This is a genomic window from Gymnodinialimonas sp. JB5-7, from assembly GCF_055693405.1.
In genome coordinates, this window is the sequence record NZ_JBVFUX010000007.1 from 1 (window position 1) to 22,480 (window position 22,480).

Genomic DNA, 22,480 nt, shown 5'->3' on the forward strand with positions numbered 1-22,480 from the left:
CAAACATCGGACCGAACCTCTGCCACCAGTATCGGATGGTCTCATAGCTGACATCGATGCCACGCTCATGGAGCAAGCCCTCCACGTTTCTGAGCGAAAGTGGGAAACGGACGTAGTACATCACCGCTAGGCGGATGATCTCAGGGCTCGTCTTGAAGTATTTGAACGGGGATCGTTTGGTCACGAACCAAGCCTACAAAGGCAGCCTGCCTATCTCAACAAAGCTTCGTCTGAAAATACCACCGGGTTGTCAGGTTGACTACAGATGTAAGGACTTCGCCGTCAGGCTTCCCGCAGCGCCCGTCCAAAATACGCCGTGAACGGTTCAATCAGGTAAGTCATTGGTGTGCGTTCTTCAGTTTGGATGAATGCATCTACGGGCATGCCGGGCACAAGTACGCGATCCCCGAGACGTGCTGCCTGATCTTCTGGCAGAATAATTTCAGCGCGGTAAAAGTTGTTGCCACTGACTTCATCGACAAACGCGTCCGCTGACGTCTGACTTACTAGACCAGTAACTTCTGGCAGTTCGTTTTGGTTGAATGCTGGAAAAACCAGAGTGACCTCTTGGCCCGCGAACACCTGATCGATGTCGATCGCGGGGACACGGGCCGAAATCACCAAAGGTCGTCCTTCGGGGACCAGATAGGCAAACGGATCAGCCGGACGCAGAACCGACCCTCCGCCAAAGATCGTCAGACCATGAATTCGTCCAGCAACCGGGGCGCGAAGTTCCATACGTGAGATGCGTGTGGCCAGGTTATTGGCCCGTTCCGTTAGCTCCTGTTCGGTGACACGGATTTCGCGGAGCCTCAGTTATCGCCTGTTCGCGTCGCTCTGTTTGCAGGCCTGCAGGATGGCCAGTTCGTTTTCAATGATCCGTTCCGCAGCCTCAGCCTGTCCCGCAGCAACTTCTCCTGCCGACCCCTGGAGTTGAACAAGTTCCTGTTGCAAGCGGACCACTGGTTCACGCGTGCCGCCCCCGCTGTCCAGCAAGGCTTGCCGCCGCTCCGCCTCCTCTTCTACAAGCGCGACTTGGCCTGCAAGCGCATCTTGCTGTGCTTCCAGGGCACGGACCTGGGCATTGATTTGGGTGACACGCCCACGCAGTTGTTCCATCTCACGCGCCGTTGTCTCCGCACGCGCCTCGAAGAGGTTTTCTTGTCCGGCCAGAAGATCTGCAATTTCCGGATCGGCTTCGGCAAATATCAGGAGGTTTTGCGCAAAGGTGACCGTTTCGCTGCCATCTCGCTCGGCCTCTAGCCGCGCCCTGCGCGCCTGCACTTCGGCAAGATTGGCTCGACGATTATAAGCTCCGTCTGCAATTCTGACGGGTCGAGCCGGACCAAGACCTGCCTTGCCTCCACGCGGTCCCCTTCATCCACCAGTAGCTCCGCTACCAACCCGCCGTCAGGGTGCTGGATTGCCTGTCGATTGAGATCGACTTCAATCTGGCCAGAGGCCACGACCGCCCCGGACAGAGTTGTTGTCACAGCCCAGGTTCCAAAACCGCCCACGAGTACGAAGAGCGATAGAATGCCAAGACGCATCGGCACGGCAACGGACCGAGCCTGGTCTCATTCTCGCTCACGTCAGGCCTCCCTTGCCCGGATTGTCAGACACCAACCGCACGTCCGCCGTGTTCTTCAAAACGCGCGCCAATACTTCGTCGCGAGGACCAAAGGCCTGCGCGATCCCATCACGTAGAACCAAGAGCTTGTCGCATTGCTGAATGGCATTCGGACGATGCGCCATGATGATGACGGCGAGACCCCGCTCCTTCATGCCCTGCACTGCTTTGTTGAGGGCTTCCGAGCCCGCGCTGTCTAAGGCGGAGTTCGGCTCATCCAGAACTAGGAGGACCGGATCGCCATAGAGTGCACGGGCGAGGCCGACGCGTTGGACCTGCCCACCCGACAGCATGGGCCCGATCCCAGAGACTTGCGTCTCATACCCATCCGGAAGGGCGCGGATCATGGTATCTGCATCCGCAGCCACGGCTGCCGTCGAAATGGCCTCTGCATTAGGAGCGGCCTCAAGCCTCGCAATGTTCTGCGCAATCGTCCCGTCAAAAAGCGAGACGCTTTGTGGGAGATATCCGATCAGCTTTCCAAGCCGATCTGGTTCGTATTGGTCGAGGGTCGCCCGGTCGAGGCGGATAGACCCGCCTGACGGTTGCCAAAGACCCGTGATCGCACGGGCTAAGCTGGACTTGCCCGAGCCAGACGGACCAATCACGCCGACCGCTTCTCCAGGCTCTAACCGAAACGAAATGCCCCGCAGCGTCGGCACGCTTGCTCCGGGCGGTACGACCGATAGGCTTGCCACTTCGAGCGCTGCTTTCGGTCGCGGCAGGTCCAGCTTTGGGGACGGCACAGGCTCGTCCGCCAGAAGTCCGTTCAGTCGCCCCCACCCACGTGCGGCCTCTGAGATCATCGACCATTGGCCGATGGCAAGATCAATCGGGGCAAGTGCCCGTCCCATCAGGATGGAGCCGGCAATCATGGCCCCTGCCCTCAACTCGCCACGCAAAACCAACAGAGCTGCCAGGCCCAGGATAGCGGATTGCAGGAACAACCGAAGCGTCTTGGACAAGGTGGAGAACCCGCCCACCTTATCCGCCGCGCGCATGGAGACGTTCAGCGCACGCTTCCGCTGGCCATGCCAACGGGAGAAGGCCGCATCCTGCATGCCGAGGGAACGAATGACCTCAGCCTGCGACTGCATCTCTCCAGCCATTCGGTCCGCCATGCGACCCGTTTCAGCAGCCTCGCCAAGCGGTTTTGCCGTTGTCTGACGGTTCAGAATAGTGACGATCACCAAGAGTGCCGCACCGCCGAGCGCCAACCAACCCAGCCATGGGTGAAAGATAAAGATGACAGCGATGAAAAGCGGGGTGAACGGCAGGTCGAACACGGCCATGAAAACGGGCGATGAGGTCAGGCGCTGGACGGAGGCCAAATCCGATAGAGCAGTTTGCGCCTGCCCAGTCCGCTGTGCCCGTGACAGCGCCGCGCGGAATACCCGTGCATCGAATGACTGTTGCAACTTCGCCCCATAACGCGCAGCCACGCGAGCGCGAGCGAAGTCCAACAAACCCATCATGAAGAACAGGAAGCCGACCAAGATCGTTAGCGCGAGTAGAGTTTCCTCACTGCCAGATCCCAATACACGTTCGTACACCTGAAGCATGTACAGCGGACCGGTGAGCATCAGCACGTTTACGAATAGACTGAAAAGAAGCACTGACCACAGAAGCCACGCATTGCGTCGCCGAAGGTATTGAGTTCGTCTGTGTGGTTCGACTTTCCGGTAGTCAATATCTGAACCCATTCACACCAAGACATATGCGGCAACAGGCATCCATTAGCTCCAGGATTGCGCGTGAAAGCCACTAACGAGTCATACATAACGCGAACTTGTTTAGAGAAGGTGAAATCATCACAATCGAGTCTGCTTTGGCGGCTTTGAGACTGTGAACATGCGTGCACCACCGCTAGACTTCGCGGCCTTCGCGTAGCGCGATCCCTGTGAAATCCGCCAAGAAATCGGCCCGTTTTGTCCACGGAGATAAGTTTTTTCATCGATGGCGCAGATGTCCGTTAGCGCGAAACTCAATGAGCAAACTTGTTTGATCGCTTGGGACTCTGACCTGGTTTCTTCGAGCAGTTTTCGAACCAAAACGGCGGAGTGGCATTTCGCCTCAGCCGCAAGGGACCTAGACTGTGCATCTCAATAGAGAGACATCCCACGGAGACGAAGACGAGCCTTGCGTCACATTATTCTTGGCTAGGAGGCTCGTTAGCTCCCGCTACACTAGACCCCCACAGAGGTGGGGGCATAAGAGGCCCAAAACGAGGCGCGTTAGAGAGCAATTACCGCCGTCAACAACTTGCAAAAGACCATTCAAGACCGCCCGGCAACTTACAAACCGCCAGAAAAGCCAGACCGGTTTGATTGATCCACCCCAACGCTCCCTGATTCACAACGAGAGCTTAGTAGTTACTTAATTCTGTTTGGGTATCATTTCTCGTCCTGCACTATGGAGTTCAGTATGCAAGGTAAACAAGAAGACTTGGCAGAGAAGAGGCGCAAACTGATGGCGCTTTGGAGGATGGAGCCCCATGAAAGCGGCAACCGGTTGAACATCTGTTTCCTTGATAGCCAAGGGACCAGTGTGGATGCGGGAAAAGACTATGACCTTTCCCTTCGCTGCCAACACTCATGCTGTCATCCGCCGCTTGTTCATTTGACGAACGTTTCGACGCTTCAGATGAATTTAGGTTTGCTTGGTTGTAGTCACAACTATGCTGTAGACCTCTCCTTCTCCCCGGTTGGCGCGCGCTGTTAATGATCCAGTCATTGAATGGCAGTACAAAATGATACGACGACTTCAAAAATTCCGTAGAAAGATTGTCAAAACAGACCTTGCGCGACTTTAAATTGCGTGTCTTTGAACTCAGCATTGGCCTGCGATGCAAGCATTAGGAGCGGCGTTCCATTGCTAACTGTTTTCTCATTGCTGCTTCTCAGCTTTACGGTTTCGCTTATTTTTGTCGGAGACAATAATGATGAAACTGATGCATTGGACGCAACATACGGGGACGACGATGATAACATCATCATTAACGACGAGTTCGCATCAAATATTCTCACGTCCGCTGGTGACGACACGATCGCCATTCAATCTGAAGTGGGGTTCAATGTGTTCGCAGGAGACGGGGACGATTTAGTAACCTCTGGCCCTGGGGCGGACTATGTTTCAGGTGAGGCCGGAAACGACACAATCGGCGGATCATCTGGCAACGACACGCTATCCGGAGGCCCAGGAAACGATATTTTGTTGGGTGGACGAGGTATCGACTTTATGTCCGGTGGAACTGGACAAGACACATTAATCGGAGGTCAGTTTAATGATCGGATGTCTGGAGGCGCTGCAAGCGACCTTATTCGAGGGTTACGTGGTGCAGACCAAATGTACGGTGGAGGTGGAAATGACACGCTGCTCGGCGGCTCTGGTAACGACTTTCTAACCGGTAACAGTGGGAGCGACACCTTAGAGGGGGGCGAAAACACCGACAGAATTCTGGGTGGCAGCGGACATGATCTGATCAGTGGAGACGCCGGCGATGACACACTGCTTGGCGGAACTGGCTCTGATACCATACGCGGCGGAAGCGGCGATGACGAAATCAGGGGCGGGTACGGAAAAGACGTTGTCTACGGTGGAAATGGCAACGACACGCTATACTTACGTGACTATGATGTAGCAGTGGGTGGGGCAGGAAACGACAACTTCAGCGTCACCGTGTCGGAACTCAAAGGGTCGCAAGTTGCTGTTGTTACCGATTTTGACGTTACGAGCGACAAACTTACACTCAATTTGTTTAACCCGTCAGACGAAGATTTCGCAAGAGTTGCTTCGTTTCGTGACGCTGTTGATGGTTCGGGTATGGAAGTTTTCTTCGGAGTGGAAAAATACGCCAAGCTGCTGAATGTATCGGCGGCTGACCATCCTATTGTAGAGATTATGTTGCATTGAGCCATGCTAATTGGTCGGCGCTGGCATTTGGGGAATGCAGCTATCTCTATTCTTTTGGAAAGAATTTATCGTGTCAAATGCTGCCATTTGCTCCTAATTGATCGGGCTGTATGGCGTCTTATTTGCCCAGCACATCACCGCGGACAGGCTACGGCAAGGGGCACCGTGGAGAGGTATGTGATCGTAAGGCACTATTCAATTGATGAAGCCAGCGCGAGTTTCTAATTCGGACTCTCGGTTGTGCAAAGAGTCCTTTTTCAGTGACCAGCAGAGCGCTTCACGAAATCGTTGTCCAAACAGCGTTATCTACCATCCTTTGAGATCGTCAAGCGGGATCGCTGTAATTGATCTGTCCAGGCAAAAGACTTCACTGGCTGTCCTGATCGGTATGCATGATCTCGGCATGGCGCGTTGGCCCCAATCATCAAACCCCATATTCAAGCCACGAAAGGCTAATCCCGTAGGAGCATTTTCGGCGCTCAAAAAATGGACCAAACCGCGAAATGCGCTCACTGAAACATGCCTACTAGAAATGGGGCAGGTCAGTCGAAGTGTTCACGCGTGGCCACTTTTTCATACTTAAGGTGGGTTTCTCGAGCTACATGGCTGCCCAAGAGCAGGAGACACTGGAAGAACCTTGGTCATTCAAGAAAAAGATCTTGAGTTTTAAGCTACGCTTGCCACTCTGATATCCAACTCAACGGTTTGAGAAACTCCCTCCAAAAAGACAACTGGCACTCCGTTCACGACTACTTCAACGCCGTGCTCAGGCTGGCCGAACATCGAGATGAAGCTCGCCTCCAGTTTGGTCATCCCTCATTTCTATCAGCAGAGACTCGGCTGAAGCGTCAAAATCCGCAATTCTTGCAGTCGTGGGAGTGGCTGCATCATCAGAAAAAACATAGAAAAAGTCAGTTCCATGCCCCCCAACCAAGAGGTCGTCGTTCTCGCCAATGAGCGTGTCATCTCCATCGCCACCGTATAGCTCAGAGGCAAGAGCTTCATCTCCAAGATATGGGTTTGAGACCGCAACAATCAGATCGTTACCGTCTCCTCCAAAAATAGTATCGGATCCTTCCCCACCGTATAGGTAGTCATCGCCAGAACAGCCAACGATTGCATCAGAAACGCCCCCTCCTACAAGCAGGTCGCTTCCACTTGTACCAATGATCTCATTGTCGGTGTCTTGAGCGAACTCGACCGACTCAAACGCGTCAAGATCGAAGTCATTTTCGTAAGGTGCATTCGATGTGCCGATTCGGTTGTTATCTGCTTCGCTTTCGTCTGCAACGACAGCGTCTGCCGCCCCTTGCCCCGAGGTGAAATCAACGCATGTATCGTCAATCTCTACATCACCGGAACCTGACGGCAGAAGATCTAGTAAGTCCGTCTGATCAGGCAACAAAGCGCTTTCGTCTGTTTCTACAGAAGGCTCATCCGAGGTGGCATCACCTCCCAAATCGGAACTTCCGTCCTCAGAGCCGTCCGGCAACATTAGAGAAATTCCCACACCCAGTAGCAAGAATCCAAGAATACCAATCATGATAAGAGTCTCGCAAGTTGAACCTCATGAGATACTTAGCACACTACACCGCTTGAATTCGTAATTCTTTGGATGTTGGTTAACGGGCCACTGATTTGCGCCGCCAAATCGAAAACTCAAATTAAAAACGGCGGGTGTTTGATACACGACAGAGGGTCAGACGAGTGTTGTGTCAATTGCACTGACCGCAAGAATAAGTATAGTTACACTAAAGTGCTTCACTCAAACGTAGTTCCGCGTTTATGCCCACTTGGTTCTCAGGCATGTCGAACTACCGTACCACACGCAATGTCACTGAAGCTGACGACACCGTTGCAGTTGTCTAAGTGCCATCATGTGGCATGCAAAAACGACATCATCCAACACCGGCAAGTTCTTAGTGCTTCTCCCGATTAGAAGCGATCGATGATCAGCCCCTTTTAGTAACGGCAGAGGCGTTGCTTCTCGCATGCGAAAACAAAAAAGTACGATGGAAATTGCAGTTGAAACAACTTGTGTTGCGCACTTGTCTCAGGCCAACGGTGAGTCCTTCGAGCTTTTGGCCGTGCCCGAAGTTACGGCACAAGACCACATTCTGCGATCCCTTTCCGCCAGAATATCGGTTCATCGCACCAGTTCTGAAACACTCGAGACAAAGAGACAAAGTTGATGTCCAGCATTTGCTTCCAGAAGGCGACGCCATCGACTCGGTTTACAAATCAACTTCGACCGACAACTCTTGGATCAACCCTCCAAAAGCGAGCTACAAAGCGTATCTGTTGGCTTGCCGAAAGATATTGAGTCTCGGGGTTAACCTTGGAGAACGCGACAAGCTGGGAAGGGACGTTAAGCTAACCGCCCTACCGCAGCGAGGGTTGCAGTCACGGCATTGCACTCCGCAATTTGGTGATCGTCTCGCGAGTTGCCTTCAAACGACACGGAAGCAAACGGCGAGTGGGGGCAAAACGGAACCCTTGGAAGTTCGGGCATCTAACGAACACATGACCGCTATACACTCGCTTCTTCCATGCGGGTTTTTTCTATGCAGTTAAGGTCGACACCGTCCCTTGTTGCCCTTGGAAAATCGTCCGCAAGCCGCCGAGACATAGTGGCGATGACGCATTTTTCATCCGTTTCCTGCACCCTAACACTATCCGTAGACTGCTCGCGCCTGACGGGTGGTAGGCGCACCGTTGCGGATTACACCATATTCCACCCTCCATCTAGCTTCGTACGCCAACCATACTTTCTCCGTTGGATTGACGGAAAGATAGCGCAACGCAGTGCTACTGGCCTCCGTGTCGCTACAAAACCGAATTTATCCGAAACGTTTGTTCTTTTTTAATGTTTTGACTCCATCAAGAGTAGAGCAGTCACTAAACCTATCAACTCACCGAAACCGAAACTGTAGCAAAGACTTGCCAGGTGAGCCTTTGGCTCACTGGCGATCTTGCGTACTTTTGCAAGCAATACGTTCTTCAATGTAACGGGTCTTGTGGCACTGGCGACTTCACAACCCTGCCAAGCTTCGCCGCGTACACCCATCAAACTTCGCTAGGCCTCCATAGTTCCAGGCGATCGCGTTAACCCTATCTTTACTATGCCTGAACTTATCTTAGAAAAAACGGGTGAAAGACATGACCAACCGGGACGACAGACCACTGAGAACGGCGAACGTTTTATGGTCTCCAGCTGCAAACAGCTCACGAAAAGAGCTTATCAACGAGCCTGATCAACGAGCACGCTGGGATGCGACTTAGGTATGTGGAGGAAACCAAAAAAGTAACGGACGCGTACGCATGCATCGCCGAGCATCATCAGAGAGTTGGCCGAGCCGCTACAAGCGACGATAGCAGCTACAGGGTTTCGGTAGATGATACGGTGACGCCCAACGATGACAGCCAGGCCATCTCTTTGCCGCAAAATATGTCCCTGCCTCAGCAAATCGAAACAGGTAAATATTCGGTTGGTTCGTCTGCAAGCATATTTCGAAAAACCGAAACTAACCGCCCCTCAGTCGCACCTGTAGGCATCAGTGAATACCAATTTGAGCAACTTGAGTTGTCCGAGTCTGCGTATTCACAGTTACCTTCACCAACTAGAGGAGTTGGAGACTGAGATTGCGGGCATCAACCCCAACACCCCAAAAGGAATAGTAGAAAAGCTTCGTTTCTTTTCAAAGTTAGCATCTGAAGGCTCTGAATTTGCATCGGAGGTATTGCCATTTGTTTTGAATGTATCCTTGGATCGCCTCGAAGACGTGCTCTCCCTCAAGGCAACAGGAAGCGATAAAAATTGACACTACAGCTTTTTGCAGAGATCAAGAAACCTACGTCCATAGTAACATACCAGTAACTGGCAAAGGGTTTTCATAAAGCAGCGCCGCACAAAAACGCCGCGACGCCAGAGCTCTACAATCAAATTCAGAAGACCAATAGATCACTTGCACTAATACTGTTATGATCGACACTGTCTAATACAATACCGCCAAGAGATTTATCAACTATGTCATTGGAATCAAGGAACCGTACGACAGTGGACTCGCCACCGTCATATGCGATAAACTGCACCCCTTTGAACTTTCCTCCAAACCCCCCTGTATTGAACACGAGAAGGTCTTCACCAACTTGGAAATCTGTCACTCGGTCAAGGCGGTCGTCAAAATTGTCGAAATAAAATAGGTCCTCTCCAAGTCCACCGGTCAAAACGTCAGCACCTGACCCGCCGTTGAGGGTGTCGTTTCCGGCACCACCATCCAACGTGTCAAACCCCCAATCACCGATAAGTTCGTCGGCTCCATCTCCACCACTTAGAGAGTCGCTATTTCCGCCACCAATCAACAAATCTTGACCGGCATCTCCTTGGAGAAAGTCGAACCCATTGTCGCCGAAAATAGTGTCGTTACCGACTCCTCCCAGGAGAGAATCGTTGTCCTCTTGGCCGTGTATCCGGTCGTCGCCATTTCCACCTAGAATCGTGTCCTCACCAACCCCTCCGACTAGAAAATCTTGGCCCGCGCCACCTTCCAATTCATCTCGGCCGCCGTAACCAAGTATGGTGTCAGAACCGTCACCACCTATCGCTGTATCGTTGCCCTCGCCTCCGTCGAGCACATCTGCTCCATGTTCACCACGAATGTGATCGTCGCCCAAACTGCCAAGGATAGTATCATCACCGTCGCCACCCTGAATAAAATCGTTGCCACCTTCACCAATCAAAACATCATCTCCATTTTCGCCAGAGATGGAGTCCGCTCCTTCCAGGCCAAGGAGAAAGTCATCGGCCGCAGTACCAAAGATTTCGTTGACTGTTTCCACGGGGGAAGTACGAGGCTCAACAGACGTAATGTGCAGCACCTCGTAAGGGTTCAAAAAGACTTCGAGAGTGCCGTCTATCCAAGCTGAACCAAGATCAACCGTGCGCAGGCTCGGCGTTACGGTGATTGCCTCCGGTTTGCGCATACCCGACGATATATGCAAACAGCCTCCGCATCTTCATCTACAACCGAAGAAAGATCTACCGAGAAGGCGCCGGCTTCTGAAGTTCTAGAGTCGATAAAGATCTCGCTTCTCTGCGGCATCTCCTCAGGCTGCAATAAGCTGCTGAAAACAGTAACCTCAAGATCCTCTGTGCCCTCGGTCGCGGTCCAATCAGTATTCAAGAGACTCCAGGCCAACGGTTACCTCACCAAGAATGTCGAACATTGCCGCGCGCGTGCTGTTAACGACGACGTCGTAGCCATTCACAGTCTCGATAATTATTTCCTCATGGCGGTTGAGGTACGCATTTTGGGTACTATGGATGATCGGCCAAGCGAACGAGAAATCTACTTCTGCCTCCACCAGGTTGGTGTAGTGCTCCAAAATAAAGGATGCTCCATGAATACCGATATCAACTTCATCACCTCTTAGGGCCATGTTGCGATTAATGTTGAATTCGCCAACAACTCGCAAAAGATCGGTTCCCACCCAATTTTCCCAATTTGCCCCTTCGCCTCCATCGAAATTTTCATAAAGCCCACGATCTTCGGCAAAGATCCCACTATCATCCTGAAAGCCACCTTGGTCGGGATCCCGCCAGTAAAAGTTTCTAACGACGCCTTCGATCAGACCATGCGGATCAGCAACTTGCTCAAAAGCGTTTTGAATTGCTGCATTTGCTGTGCCGATATCATTGCCATAGCTTCCCCCAAGGTTTCCACAGGCTTGAATTAGGATAGCTGCACTGTCGCCAGAAGCTTCCATACCGGACTTGAGCGCGACTGCAGCCTGCGCGGCTCCAGCACCATAGTCTACTTCACGCGTTTCGTCGCCCGGCTCTCTCTTGATCCAGTATTCATTGCCGAGTTCATATGACGCCACAGTGCCGGGATACTGTTCACCGATCAGTTGCGACATCGTTGCCAGTTGGTCGTAAAGTTCTTCTGCGCCAACGCCTCCGTATGGCACCAGTGTTTCAACTGGAACGACCAGGCTTACCTTGATGCCATGCTCATGAGCATACGAAAGGTATTCATCTAGAAAATCACTTAACTGCCCGTTAATTACGATACCGTATTTAGAGAACGCTTCTTTTTCTTGACCAGCCGGAAACCTGGTGTATTCGACTCTGAACTCAGAAAGAGCATTGATAGTTTCCTGTGTTGGTGCGCCGAGCGGATTACCATCGTTCCCACCCCAAGGTGTCTCACCTGTATTTGCACCAGGCAAAATATTCACGTTGAAATGGCCGTCAGTAGAATAAACACCGGTCGACTCAATTGCGTTGATCTCATAAACAGTCATTATCACACCCTCAGTTTCGCTGATCGAGGGCTAGACCTTCGGTAGGTTGTACCGGATGTTCAAAATTGGGCAAAGCGATGGAGTATTGAAACCTGTTGAAGGGGTTTCTGAAGGCTTTTGTAAACCATTTCCTCTCATCTGGACACAAAACCTAGCGAGCGGACGAGTTATCGTTGTGGGCACTATCAGTGTCACTGGGCGAAAAGGTAGGTTAGAGCTCGATGCGTGAATGCCTCATTGGCAAACTCTACACTCACAGCCCGCATTGGTGTATCGTAGCACTCGGTCTATCAGAGCATCTTTTGATAACTGAATGCGACCGCCCAAGGTCATTCCCTCTCTGGGGAGTCGCCTCGTTGAAGAGGTCATCGAAGTAGCGCATCGTGTTTACAGCGGTGTTAACTAGCTCTGTACATTCGCCCTGGGTGCTACTTTTGAGTATATCGGGGTGGGGATGCGTACCGCCTTCGTTGTGATGGGCATTGCGCCAAACGCGAGCCTCCTTTGTCCAGACTGCTGTGACCACTTGGTGCGATGATGCAGAAGCCGTCGCTCGATTTCGTTACCGCAGTCTCACTAGATTTCGCGTCCCAGAAGGAGCCGTACGTTTTTGCCACAAGAGCAAAAAACTGGCTTGGGACTGGCTTTCTCAGGCTTGCCTATTTCTAAGGAAAATAGCGGGTTTGGACGCTCCAGGGAGAAGCGCATGCATCATTTGGCGGGCGCAACAAAAAACTCATCGTCGCTTGCGCTCCAGTACTCAGCCAACTGCCATGCCAATACGTGACTCTGTTGTGAGGTCTGAAGAAAGCAAACATCAGCGGCTATGGTGGTTGCTGTCCGATAGATGGCAAGCGGCAATGGCAATCCAAGTTTGGGGTGATTGATGACTGGCGCTTCGAGGTTCGCTGCGACCGTACAAAGTGCAAAGCAGATCTCCAAAGCTGACGCGTCTGGAAAGCGACTAGCTACTACTGCTGCTGTGGCGTGTGCCGTTTTGCCATTCTCAAGAAGCTCATGGGCCGCTAGAGCCTCCATTTCCCTAATTTTCCTCAAAAAGAACTACTCTTACCTTGCCTTCCAAGTGGAAATAGTAACTACAAGCCTTGACTCTTTGAAAGCTATCTTAATGGACAGGAAAGAAGTTGAACAAATTCTACATGATTTTTGCCCGTCTGAAGCTATCCAGGCGAACACCAATGCCGCTCCCTTCAGCAACCCGCTCATATTTTTCTTAATTTGGACGGAGCAATCCTAAATCCTTGTGGGCGCACTACGCTCGCAGCCCAAGCATGCCTTGCGGCTGGCGCAAGTTTCAACTCAATAAAGAGCTTCTCAATCCAAACCATATGAATCGATTTTGATCGCTGCTTACCAAATCACCCCATCGAATAAAATCGTCAACGTCAGCGTTCCTGGGTGACAAAATCCAAAGTGCACGGCGTCGCGAAGACACCAACTAAAGCCACTTCCTCTGCTGTCCGGATCACCATAAAACACTTGTTCGGCGTATCCATTCAAGACCGGTTGCAGACCGGTTGGCCTACCGCAACACGGATCAGAGCGCATTGTGGACCAGTCGAGATAACACCGTGCCAAACCCCAGCCATTTTACAGGCGACTCTCGCATCAAGGGGACGAGGGCTATAACCTTGCGACAATCAAGTGGATTCTGAGCCGAATTCTATAGACGACCGCGGATCAGACGTATTCTTTCAGAGTGGCAATGGTTGAAGGGTACCTTTAGCTTCGTGAGTGTTTCGCTGTTTGCGTTTCGATTCCTGCGGAAAAGAACACAGCGTAAGTACTTGAGAATGAGGCCCAGTGTTTACTTACGGATTTTGCGTTCGTGTGGTGGCAGGAGCGACCTCCGAAGCACAGAGCACGGTTCCAAGATTTTTTGCGTCTCTAGTCTTAGACAAACGTAGCATTCAATTGCGACCCTGCGATCTTGGTATGAAGCGCAAGGTGTTACAATTCTTTAGACCGGTGAGCGCGCGACTGGTTCGGGAGTATCGTTTTGCCTTAAGGATTGGATGCTTCCGTTGCCTCGGCCATTCCCGTTTCATTATACGCTCTTGGAGCAACGACGATCCAGTATTGTAACGGAACCGACCGCCATACTTGCGTTTGACGGTGAGACGCATCAGCCAAGCGACCTAGACCCATGCCTTGCTGGGTTCGACACACCGGAAGAGCACACAAACGCCTGTGTCGGCCACACCTGGGTTGATTGGATCCGAGCGGCTTCCAGGCGCTTGGTTGCTTTGCCTAACAAGAGCGACTGGCAGATCCAATCGTTGGGAGAAGCCGACCGTTACGGCAGAATGCTGGCAAACCTATATGTGAACGACGAAGATTTTGGCGACATCCTCGTTCGTGAGGGCCTTGCAAGGTATTGGCCAGACGGACCTGAATTTTGGTGCTAGTAGCTGGTGGAGGGCGCAACAGCGAGCGTTCCCATGAGCGAGTAGAACACGGCTCCTGGAACCGCCCGCACTGGCAGGTCAAGCAAGGCCACTTTGCCTCCTCGAAGGTCTAGTGGACGTTCCGCAAGAAATCGTGCGCTGTTTGGCCAGCACTCGACCCGATTTCGGGAGCGGACTGCAAGCAACGACGCATGGTAAATGCAGCGCCACTATCTGCCGTCGCAGCCGCGAGCGAAGCAAATGAAGATCCACTCCAAAGTCTTCGCTCAAACCCTTCAATACGGGTTCCAGTCTTCTCAGTGAATTGTCCATTCCGTGTTCGCTTGAACATTCGAGCGCGAGTTCAGCGATTGCACGGAACACGTCGTCTGTGTTTCTAGTCATATCTCTTCCCCATACAATAGCGAAGAGGATGCCGAAGCGTGGTTAACAATCCCCTAACGCACGTTTGGAAGCCGCGCGGCGCGGATTTGTGGTTTGGTTGGGGGGCACAGCGTAGAAGCCTGCGCCGCGAACCAAAAGGCTCCGGCGTTCAATCTCAATCATCTCGGTAAGCGCCTTCTTGGTGTTCTCGAAGCCACGCCGCTCTGCTGCAGTTTCCGCGACAAGCAGCTTTTCTAGAATGGAAGTATCTGGGGTCATGGTCATTCTCCCTTTTGGCTAAAGAGACCGTTGGCAATTAGTGTTAATGAAGTCTTAAGTTAACCTTTGCGTAAGCGGTTTCTCGCCCAAATCTCGTATCTGGGGTTGCTCAGCACGCTATTGGTGGACAGGTATACAGGGATGTATCCGTTGTGGCGGCGCGCCACGTGCTATGCACGAAAGTGCAATGGAACATCTTTTTGAGCGGTCATTTCTCGCGCACAGAGTTGCCGTGAAACCTCGCCGCCGATGCGACCTAAGCACATTCAGCGCGATTTCCCTTTAAACCTCAAAACCAACTCATGACTAACGGTATGTTAACCATATTGCCCTCAAAAACGCCTGGTAACCTGGGACTGAGGAGGCTTGCTCAAGGATGACGTCGCCAAGTAGACTTTTTGAACTAACAACCCAATTGTCCCGTATTGCCAGAGACCTGGAAAAAAACGGCATTCGTATCGAGATTGGCGACGACTTCGCCAAATACCGGGCCTACCGAAGCAAGTTGTCTGATCGTGGGCCAATCTATCCGATGTTCGACGTAGCGGCTTCATACATTGACCAAACGAACGGCTTTTGGATTTGCGGGTTCAACGAAAACGGCGATTTGATCCACACTCAAGCCGTACGGCTTCTTGATCTGTCGGGCACCTCGCTGAACACGCACTTGGTCTGTCATCGCCACAAATACATCACGCCTGACTCGACGCCTGACCCGGATCAGACCTTTTACTCGGGACCCAACGCGCTTGATTTCATCACTGGACAGGTCTGCTATCAGGGCGAATTCTGGCTGCGCGCCCAAGGCCTTGGTGGCGCGCGCAGTCAAGGCGTGACCACCCTGCTCTCGCGTCTGATGCTAGAGGTTGCAGTGGCGGCTTGGAACCCCTCGTACGTCTTCGCGCTTGTGCCGCAGCGTGTCGCTGCCAAAGGTGCGCATCTGCGCTATTGCTTCAACCATTGCGAGCCTGGACGTTGGATCGGGCCGGACCAACAGGTGACCGAGGAAGACTATCTGATCTGGATGGAAGCCAGCGAATTGGCGCGTACGCTGTCCAAAACGCGACCCGCCGTCCAAGGCGCGGCGGGGAAACAAAAACAAAGATTCCTGCGTCACTCGCGCGGGCCGCCCTTGGGGTTGGAGTTCCTGCCAATGGCTAAGGAAACACTTTGGAAGTTGACGCCGAGATCCGCAAAAATTCGCAAGAAGGGCGGAGGACTCACCTTGCCCAGTGCCTTAATTCTCGGACCGATTTCGGCCTACGTCGCCTTCGTGATGGATCTTACGCTTGTGCCCCTCTTGTTGCCCGCCATACAGGCGCATTTTGCTTTGTCGGTTGGGGATCTTGCCTGGGTGTTCAATATCTACGGCGCCGCGGTCGCCCTTGGTGTGCTGTTTTGCGGATGCTTCGGCGACGCACTCAACATCCGGAAGGTTTTTGTCGCGGGAGTAGCGTTTTTCGCGGCGGGCGCTTTGGTCGCTGCCACAGCGCAGACCTCTCAAACCCTCTTTTTCGGGCGCCTTGTGCAAGGGCTCGGGAGCGGCATTTTTTCCCCGCTGGTTCCGATTTACCTCACTCGTGCCTCCCCTGACATGCCAGGACGTGCGTTGATCTTGTGGGGGAGTCTCACCGGCTACATCGCAGCCTTCGCCCCGCTTCTTTATGGGCACTTCTTTGGGGGGCACAGCTGGAGACTGGCTTTCGCCTTCATCGCAATTTTGGCTGCCATCGCTTGGGTCTTGCTAACGAAATCTACTGAGTCGCAAGATACCGCACCCTCCACGGCACCCACACCAAACTACTGGGAAATCCTGCGCAGTCGGGACCTTCTATTGACACTCGCTTACGTCTTCTTAACCTATGGAAGCGTCACCTATTGTTTATTCCGCCTGCCGGTTCGGTTGTCCGACAATGACATCAGCGCCTCCGGCATCGGTCTCGTCTTGTCGTTGGCGTGGCTCACTTTTGCGTGTATCAGCACAGTGCTGAGGAACTTGGTCGATCGCGATCACGTCCAAGGGATCATGCTGGCTGCGCCGCTCTTTCTGGCGGTCGCCGTGCTGCTGTTGTTCAATCATCAAAGCGTCTTGCTCGTCGCACTATCGTCCGTTCTGGTCGGCGCCGGACTGGCGTGTAGCAATGCACCCTCGACGCAGCTAATCCTACAAATTTGCGCCAGAAGGCTTAACGACCTTCTCGGCAAGCTTAGACATCACCGTTGCCCGGATCGGCGGTATTGCGACAGTCTCTGTCCTGGCATGGATGGATATAGGGTACGCGAGCCTCGCGATATGTGCGTTGTGTCTCTTGGCATTGCTCTGCGCATTTGGCGCAAGCCAGCACCCTGCAGAAGCAGGCCCGTCGCCCGCGAGCGGCCGCTGAATGCTCTGTCGGACGCCGCCAAACAAACGGGGCGTCGACTTCAGAAGCGCCGGGCTCCGTTAACCACTCGTTAACTCATGAGCGATACCTATCAGGTACTTAGTGAATGGTTTCATGATATCGCCCGGACTCCTCGAACAAGTGCCCTCCAAGTGCAACGAAGGCTTGGGTCTGGCACTCGCAAGCGACGACGACGGTGCAGTGATGGTGTTCCATTGGTGTAATAAGTCGCTAGCTCGAATAATGGGATCTGACCAAGCCGACGTTATCGGCCAGCGGGCAACCATCTTTGTCAGCCCGGACATGGACCAAAGCGCCCACCTCTTTACCATCGATAAGCTGATGCGTTGGGAGCACTTCTCCGTCAGAGTGCGGCTCTACAAGAAGAACAGTGACCCTGTCTGGGTTACGATGACGTGGACACCCTCACTGACCCAGAGGACGGCAGTCGCTGGTGGCTCTGCTCCTTGATCGAGCTTCAATCCCACTCAACGCCGTTGAAGAACGTTACAGAGCTCGCAGACGACGCCTCCACCTACGATCTAGTTGCGAAATACACGGAACAGGTCGCTTTCTTGGAAAGCGAGAACAGACGCCTGCGCTCCATCGCCACATCCGTCACACGCGACTCCAACGAGGATCCGTTAACCGGCCTGTCTAACCGGCGGCACTTTGAGGCGAGCCTAAGCATCTGGATTTCCTCCCTAAGAAATGGCGGCACCGCCTTCGCAATCCTTTACATCGATCTGGATCGCTTTAAGTCCATCAATGACACACTTGGCCATGAAGCGGGCGACAGTTTACTTGTCGCCGTTGCCTCAATGTTGAAGCGGATCACTTCCGACTCAGACCTTGTCGCGCGCTTGGGGGGAGACGAGTTTGTGATTTTGAGGCCTCTCGGAGAAAGCGCTCTCGAAATCAGCGGCCTCGCAGACATCATCATAAAGGAGATGTCCAAGCCATTTGAATACGACGGAAAATTGGTATCCTGTGGGGCCAGTGTCGGCCTAGCGATCGCGGACGATAAAACCAAGAACCCCGAAGAAATCGTCGGAGATGCAGACATGGCGCTCTATCACGCAAAGTCGGCGGGCCGTGGGCGTTGGTCCTTCTTTACGGCAGAAATGCATACCAAATCCTTGGCGACCAGGCATCTAGCGGCAGAGCTACTAGTTGCGTGCGAGCGGGAAGAGTTCGTTCCTTATTTCCAGCCTTTGGTGAATGCTTCGACAGGTCAAATTACGGGTGTTGAAGTTCTCGTACGATGGTGCCATCCGACAAGGGGTCTTATGCCGCCAGCGGATTTCTTAGAGGTCGCGGCACAAATGGGGATCTTAGCAAAGATTGATGCGATCTTGTTCAGCCGCCTTGCCGAAGCGGTGACATATCTTGATAAAGCACATACCAAGGTCTCTAGGTTTGCGATCAACGTTTCTGCTGGTCGCCTCGCCGACACGGCGCTCTTACACGAAATAAGAGTCTCAGGGATCGACCCAAAACGTTTGACCGTTGAGTTGGTTGAATCAGTTTACTTGGAGCAGATCCATAGCACCACCGGATGGACATTAGAGGAATTGCGTGAAATCGGCGTAGAGATTGCTGTAGACGATTTCGGAACCGGTCATGCTTCAGTCAAAGGGCTGCTTCAGATAAACCCAGACATTCTCAAGATTGATCGTCAATTCATTCAGCCTGCTGCAGAAAGCCAACGTTCCCGAGCATTGATCGAGTCGCTAATTGGCATTGGGAAGAGCCTAGGGCTGAAAGTGGTCGCGGAAGGGGTGGAAACTGAAGTCCAGGCGCAACTCGCTCGCGAATTGGGTTGCGACACTTTGCAGGGGTTCTACTTCGGCAAGCCGATGGCCGAATCCGACCTGTTCAAAATGATGGATCAGACTAGCGGGTGCCTTTGGCGTTCAACTTCAAAGCTCCCAATAGTGGAGCTATCGATAGACAAACTGCCCTAGTGCCACTTGTCGCCGAGATCAACTGGCATTGCGGCGCATGGATCGGAATTTGCTTCTTTGGCATCTAACATCAATCCCGGCCTAGGTGACGAAGTCAGATGGCTGCTCAAAGCTGGCTTTGTGCCTGATTAAGTGACGCTGTAGCTGTGGGCTGGGTGCTGTCAGACAAATTCGAACCAGTCTCTGCCCGGACAGAGACACTGCCGTTTATTCAGCGCAAAGACCGCGCCACTCGGTCAGAGCGGCGGTTCTGCGCAGCTTGAAGTGTTTTCGACTTACGAGACTGCGGTCCTGGTTGAAGTGGTTTGAGACAGATGCGTGGACGGAGGCAAACTCCTGCAAACTTCGCATCCGCCGGAAGCGCTGCATTGCCCTCTCCCTTCGTCGGAACGGAAGGTGCGAATTCTCCGCTCGATTGTTTGTCCAGCGACCCGTCTCTTGCCGATCTGCGCCGCCTAATTCCTTAAGAGCAGCGCCATAGGAACGCAGCTTGTCGGTCACCAACACTTCAGGTTGACCGTGCTTGCGCATTGCTTTTCTTAGGAGTTTCAACGCTGCCTTCTTGTCGCGACGTTTGGCTACATAGCTTTCTAGCACCTCGCCCTCGTGATCTACGGCTCGCCAGAGATAGTGCGTCCTACCCGCGATCTTCACGAAAACCTCGTCCAGATGCCAACGCCAGCGACTGGACTTCATCCCTTCGACCCGCCGCTTCTTAATCTCAGACGCAAACATCGGACCGAACCTCTGCCACCAGTATCGGATGGTCTCATAGCTGACATCGATGCCACGCTCATGGAGCAAGCCCTCCACGTTTCTGAGCGAAAGTGGGAAACGGACGTAGTACATCACCGCTAGGCGGATGATCTCAGGGCTCGTCTTGAAGTATTTGAACGGGGATCGTTTGGTCATCCCGCGACGCTACGAAACCGCCCTGCCCCGCTCAAGCGATGTTCCTCTGACAAGGCCCGACGGCAGGTTTGGGCCTTTCTCAAAGCTGCGAACGTCGGCTATGTGCGCATCAAAACCATTCCGGCGGAGTGCAGCATTAGGGCTGCATGGGGCTCGGAGCAGACCTTCGCGGCGGTTTTGATCGCCTTCTCAATGTCGAGTGCACACCAAACGTCCGGTTTGAGAGATTTCAACGGATGATCGCGGCGTTGCAGCGAACTTCCGCTTCCCGCCCTCACCTGCCAAACACCGCCCACCGCCGTAACGCCGCTTCAGGCTCTCGCTTGGCAATATCGAGTTTGCCTTGTCGACAATTCTCTGGTTCGTATCGATGATCCGATCCAGGCCAGCCGCCAACTCCTGGTCTGCCTCGTCGTTCCGCAACTCAGTTAGGCGGTCGATTTCCTCAAGGCTATCGTCGCGGATCTCTCGGACCCTCTCGAAGTCGGCGGCCTGCTCCTTCGTCAACGGACCGTCAATCCGAACCAGGCCCGTTCGGCAGTCGATGATGATGTCATCGGGATGCGGCATAGGGTCTTCCAGATCGACGATGCCCAACCGCTTACGCCGCTTTAGTTCATCGCTCCAGGTCTCTTTGTAATCCAGCGCAGTCTCCAGATAGCTATCGTAGAGCATTTTGCGGGAGCTTTCCGTGTCAGCCAACAACTGCGCGAACAACCGCTGCGAGCGCGTATTGCCCTTCGCGGCATTGACTGCGATGGCCCGCATCACCGCCTGCGCAACCGGGATATCAACCGTGCGATTGCCCTCGCGTATCGGGATCGTCCGATAGGCTTCATCGATGATGATGTCCTTCAACCGCTCGTCGTTCAGCGCAGGCCGTTTGTTTTTTGCGCCTTTCGGGCGGCCCTTGGGGTTGCCGGAGCGCCCCTTCTGGAACCGACTATGCTCCGGTGGCTTGCCGTAGCCGACCTCGTAAGGAACCGCCTGTGCGGATGGCTTGCCCTTAAACGCGGGGCGCTCATCGTCCGTCATTCCGCAGCCTCCATCTGAGGCGGGCGGGACGGTGACCAACCGCAAACCACCTGCTCGGCTTGGTCATGCGCTAGCGTTTCCCACCGCGCGAGGATGCGATCACAGTAAATCGGGTCCAACTCGCAAAGGTATCCTTTCCGTCCAGTCTTCTCAGCGGCAACCAACGTCGAGCCGGACCCGCCGAAGACATCGAGCACCACATCGCCCCGGCCCGACACGTCCCGGATCGCATCCGCAATCATCTGCACAGGCTTCACAGTCGGATGCAGGCGGAGCTCCTCCATCCGCCCCTTCCGCATCGTGTTCACACCACGGTACTGCCAGACGTTCGTGCGATACCGCCCGCCCTGCCCCAACTCGAACGTGTTGATGTGCGGCGCTGTCCCCACCTTGAACGCGAAGATCAATTCGTGCCGAGAGCGATAGAACGTCCCCATCCCGCCGTTTTCCTTCACCCAGGTGATCAGGTTCTTGAGCTCCGAGTAAACCGCTTCACCCGCATCCAGCATTTCCCGCATATGGCGCCAATCCATGCACAGGAAGTGGATCGCCCCATGCTCACTGACCTCTGCCATGTTGCCGAACGCCGTCTGCAGGAACGCGGTGAACTGCTCGGCATCCATCTCGCCTGACGCCATGGCAAATTCTCGGTGTTGGGTTTTGCCCGAGTTCCCGACATGGCCCTCGATCGGCACATTATACGGCGGATCGCTGAACACCATCTGCGCCTTTGCGCCATCCATCAGTTCCGCCACAACTCGCTTGTCGAGACTGTCACCGCAGATCAGGCGATGCCGCCCCAACTGCCACACGTCTCCCAAGGCGCACCGTTCCGGCGCATCGTCTACCACGACGTCGTCCACCGGATCATCCGGCTCCTCTGGGGTCAAACCATCCACCAGCGTGTCGATCTCGGCAATCGAGAAGCCCGTGATCTCAAGGGCAAAGTCCAGATCCAACCCCTGCAGCGCGTCCGCCTCCTGCGCCAACAGATCCTCATCCCAGCCCGCATTCAGCGCCAGCTTGTTGTCCGCAAGAACGTAAGCTCGCTTTTCCTCTGCCGTCATATGCTCAAGCCGAAGACACGGGACCGTCTCCAGGCCTGCAGCAACTTCGCCGCCTCAACCCGGCCATGCCCCGCCAGGATGCGACACTCCCGGTCAATCAGCACAGGGTTCGTGAAGCCAAACGTCTCAATGCTGTCGGCAATCTGGCGAACCTGCGCCTTCGAATGGGTCCGCGCATTGCGCTCCCACGGGCGCA

The 22,480-nt window shown here is 53.7% G+C and carries 18 protein-coding genes and 1 pseudogene; 6 read left to right on the forward strand and 13 right to left on the reverse strand.

Annotation, left to right across the window (positions count from 1 at the left end; genetic code table 11):
- The 5 genes and pseudogenes from ACZ1HK_RS06265 to ACZ1HK_RS06285 all read right to left on the reverse strand — a co-directional run.
- Nucleotides 1–184, reverse strand: a pseudogene (locus tag ACZ1HK_RS06265) (IS6 family transposase); the annotation flags it as partial.
- 98 nt (nucleotides 185–282) lie between these two features.
- Nucleotides 283–738, reverse strand: coding sequence for a beta-barrel domain-containing protein (locus tag ACZ1HK_RS06270; protein WP_472627978.1), 456 nt, complete (start codon nucleotides 736–738; stop codon nucleotides 283–285).
- 78 nt (nucleotides 739–816) lie between these two features.
- Nucleotides 817–1,284: a hypothetical protein gene (locus ACZ1HK_RS06275; RefSeq protein ID WP_472627979.1), complete on the reverse strand. Its 468-nt coding sequence runs from the start codon at nucleotides 1,282–1,284 to the stop codon at nucleotides 817–819.
- Nucleotides 1,260–1,556, reverse strand: a complete 297-nt coding sequence (locus tag ACZ1HK_RS06280) for a hypothetical protein (protein WP_472627980.1) — start codon at nucleotides 1,554–1,556, stop codon at nucleotides 1,260–1,262. Before ACZ1HK_RS06280 ends, ACZ1HK_RS06275 begins: the two co-directional genes overlap by 25 nt.
- A gap of 31 nt (nucleotides 1,557–1,587) precedes the next feature.
- Nucleotides 1,588–3,333, reverse strand: coding sequence for a type I secretion system permease/ATPase (locus ACZ1HK_RS06285; protein WP_472627981.1), 1,746 nt, complete (start codon nucleotides 3,331–3,333; stop codon nucleotides 1,588–1,590).
- A 1,168-nt stretch (nucleotides 3,334–4,501) separates the two neighbouring features.
- Here ACZ1HK_RS06285 and ACZ1HK_RS06290 point away from each other — a divergent pair.
- Nucleotides 4,502–5,542 (forward strand): calcium-binding protein, encoded by a 1,041-nt coding sequence (locus tag ACZ1HK_RS06290; RefSeq protein WP_472627982.1) that lies wholly within the window; start codon nucleotides 4,502–4,504, stop codon nucleotides 5,540–5,542.
- 766 nt (nucleotides 5,543–6,308) lie between these two features.
- On the opposite strand, the gene ACZ1HK_RS06295 is transcribed toward ACZ1HK_RS06290, so the two are convergent.
- Complete coding sequence (locus ACZ1HK_RS06295) at nucleotides 6,309–7,085, reverse strand: calcium-binding protein (RefSeq protein ID WP_472627983.1); 777 nt, start codon at nucleotides 7,083–7,085, stop codon at nucleotides 6,309–6,311.
- A 2,086-nt stretch (nucleotides 7,086–9,171) separates the two neighbouring features.
- On the opposite strand from ACZ1HK_RS06295, the gene ACZ1HK_RS06300 reads away from it, so the two are divergent.
- The gene (locus ACZ1HK_RS06300; RefSeq protein WP_472627984.1) at nucleotides 9,172–9,363 is read left to right on the forward strand and encodes a hypothetical protein; all 192 of its coding nucleotides are present in this window, start codon (nucleotides 9,172–9,174) and stop codon (nucleotides 9,361–9,363) included.
- Nucleotides 9,364–9,487: 124 nt separating this feature from the next.
- On the opposite strand, the gene ACZ1HK_RS06305 is transcribed toward ACZ1HK_RS06300, so the two are convergent.
- From ACZ1HK_RS06305 to ACZ1HK_RS06315, 3 genes are all read right to left on the reverse strand, one after another.
- The gene (locus ACZ1HK_RS06305; RefSeq protein WP_472627985.1) at nucleotides 9,488–10,525 is read right to left on the reverse strand and encodes a calcium-binding protein; all 1,038 of its coding nucleotides are present in this window, start codon (nucleotides 10,523–10,525) and stop codon (nucleotides 9,488–9,490) included.
- Between the two features lie 189 nt (nucleotides 10,526–10,714).
- A complete protein-coding gene (locus ACZ1HK_RS06310) occupies nucleotides 10,715–11,848 on the reverse strand; it encodes a hypothetical protein (protein ID WP_472627986.1) in 1,134 nt (377 codons plus the stop codon).
- A gap of 711 nt (nucleotides 11,849–12,559) precedes the next feature.
- Complete coding sequence (locus tag ACZ1HK_RS06315; protein ID WP_472627987.1) at nucleotides 12,560–12,886, reverse strand: hypothetical protein; 327 nt, start codon at nucleotides 12,884–12,886, stop codon at nucleotides 12,560–12,562.
- Nucleotides 12,887–13,884: 998 nt separating this feature from the next.
- Between ACZ1HK_RS06315 and ACZ1HK_RS06320 the strand changes: the two genes are divergently transcribed.
- Nucleotides 13,885–14,277 (forward strand): thermonuclease family protein, encoded by a 393-nt coding sequence (locus tag ACZ1HK_RS06320; protein ID WP_472627988.1) that lies wholly within the window; start codon nucleotides 13,885–13,887, stop codon nucleotides 14,275–14,277.
- A gap of 426 nt (nucleotides 14,278–14,703) precedes the next feature.
- Here the strand turns inward: ACZ1HK_RS06320 and ACZ1HK_RS06325 are convergent, their stop codons facing one another.
- A complete protein-coding gene (locus tag ACZ1HK_RS06325; RefSeq protein ID WP_472627989.1) occupies nucleotides 14,704–14,919 on the reverse strand; it encodes a hypothetical protein in 216 nt (71 codons plus the stop codon).
- 415 nt (nucleotides 14,920–15,334) lie between these two features.
- Here ACZ1HK_RS06325 and ACZ1HK_RS06330 point away from each other — a divergent pair, with 415 nt between their 5' ends.
- The 3 genes from ACZ1HK_RS06330 (at nucleotide 15,335) to ACZ1HK_RS06340 (ending at nucleotide 19,270) form a co-directional block, all read left to right on the forward strand.
- Nucleotides 15,335–17,377 carry an MFS transporter gene (locus tag ACZ1HK_RS06330; RefSeq protein WP_472627990.1) on the forward strand — a complete coding sequence of 681 codons (2,043 nt, stop codon included), beginning with the start codon at nucleotides 15,335–15,337 and terminating at the stop codon, nucleotides 17,375–17,377.
- A gap of 130 nt (nucleotides 17,378–17,507) precedes the next feature.
- Nucleotides 17,508–17,774: a PAS domain-containing protein gene (locus tag ACZ1HK_RS06335; RefSeq protein ID WP_472628105.1), complete on the forward strand. Its 267-nt coding sequence runs from the start codon at nucleotides 17,508–17,510 to the stop codon at nucleotides 17,772–17,774.
- Nucleotides 17,771–19,270 (forward strand): putative bifunctional diguanylate cyclase/phosphodiesterase, encoded by a 1,500-nt coding sequence (locus ACZ1HK_RS06340; protein ID WP_472627991.1) that lies wholly within the window; start codon nucleotides 17,771–17,773, stop codon nucleotides 19,268–19,270. The genes ACZ1HK_RS06335 and ACZ1HK_RS06340 overlap by 4 nt, the downstream gene beginning before the upstream one ends.
- Before the next feature lie 207 nt (nucleotides 19,271–19,477).
- On the opposite strand, the gene ACZ1HK_RS06345 is transcribed toward ACZ1HK_RS06340, so the two are convergent.
- The 3 genes from ACZ1HK_RS06345 to ACZ1HK_RS06355 form a co-directional block, all read right to left on the reverse strand.
- Nucleotides 19,478–20,182, reverse strand: coding sequence for an IS6 family transposase (locus tag ACZ1HK_RS06345; protein ID WP_472627992.1), 705 nt, complete (start codon nucleotides 20,180–20,182; stop codon nucleotides 19,478–19,480).
- Nucleotides 20,183–20,371: 189 nt separating this feature from the next.
- A complete protein-coding gene (locus tag ACZ1HK_RS06350) occupies nucleotides 20,372–21,217 on the reverse strand; it encodes a DUF5681 domain-containing protein (RefSeq protein ID WP_472627993.1) in 846 nt (281 codons plus the stop codon).
- The gene (locus ACZ1HK_RS06355) at nucleotides 21,214–22,284 is read right to left on the reverse strand and encodes a DNA-methyltransferase (protein ID WP_472627994.1); all 1,071 of its coding nucleotides are present in this window, start codon (nucleotides 22,282–22,284) and stop codon (nucleotides 21,214–21,216) included. The genes ACZ1HK_RS06350 and ACZ1HK_RS06355 overlap by 4 nt, the downstream gene beginning before the upstream one ends.
- Between the last annotated feature and the right edge of the window lie 196 nt (nucleotides 22,285–22,480).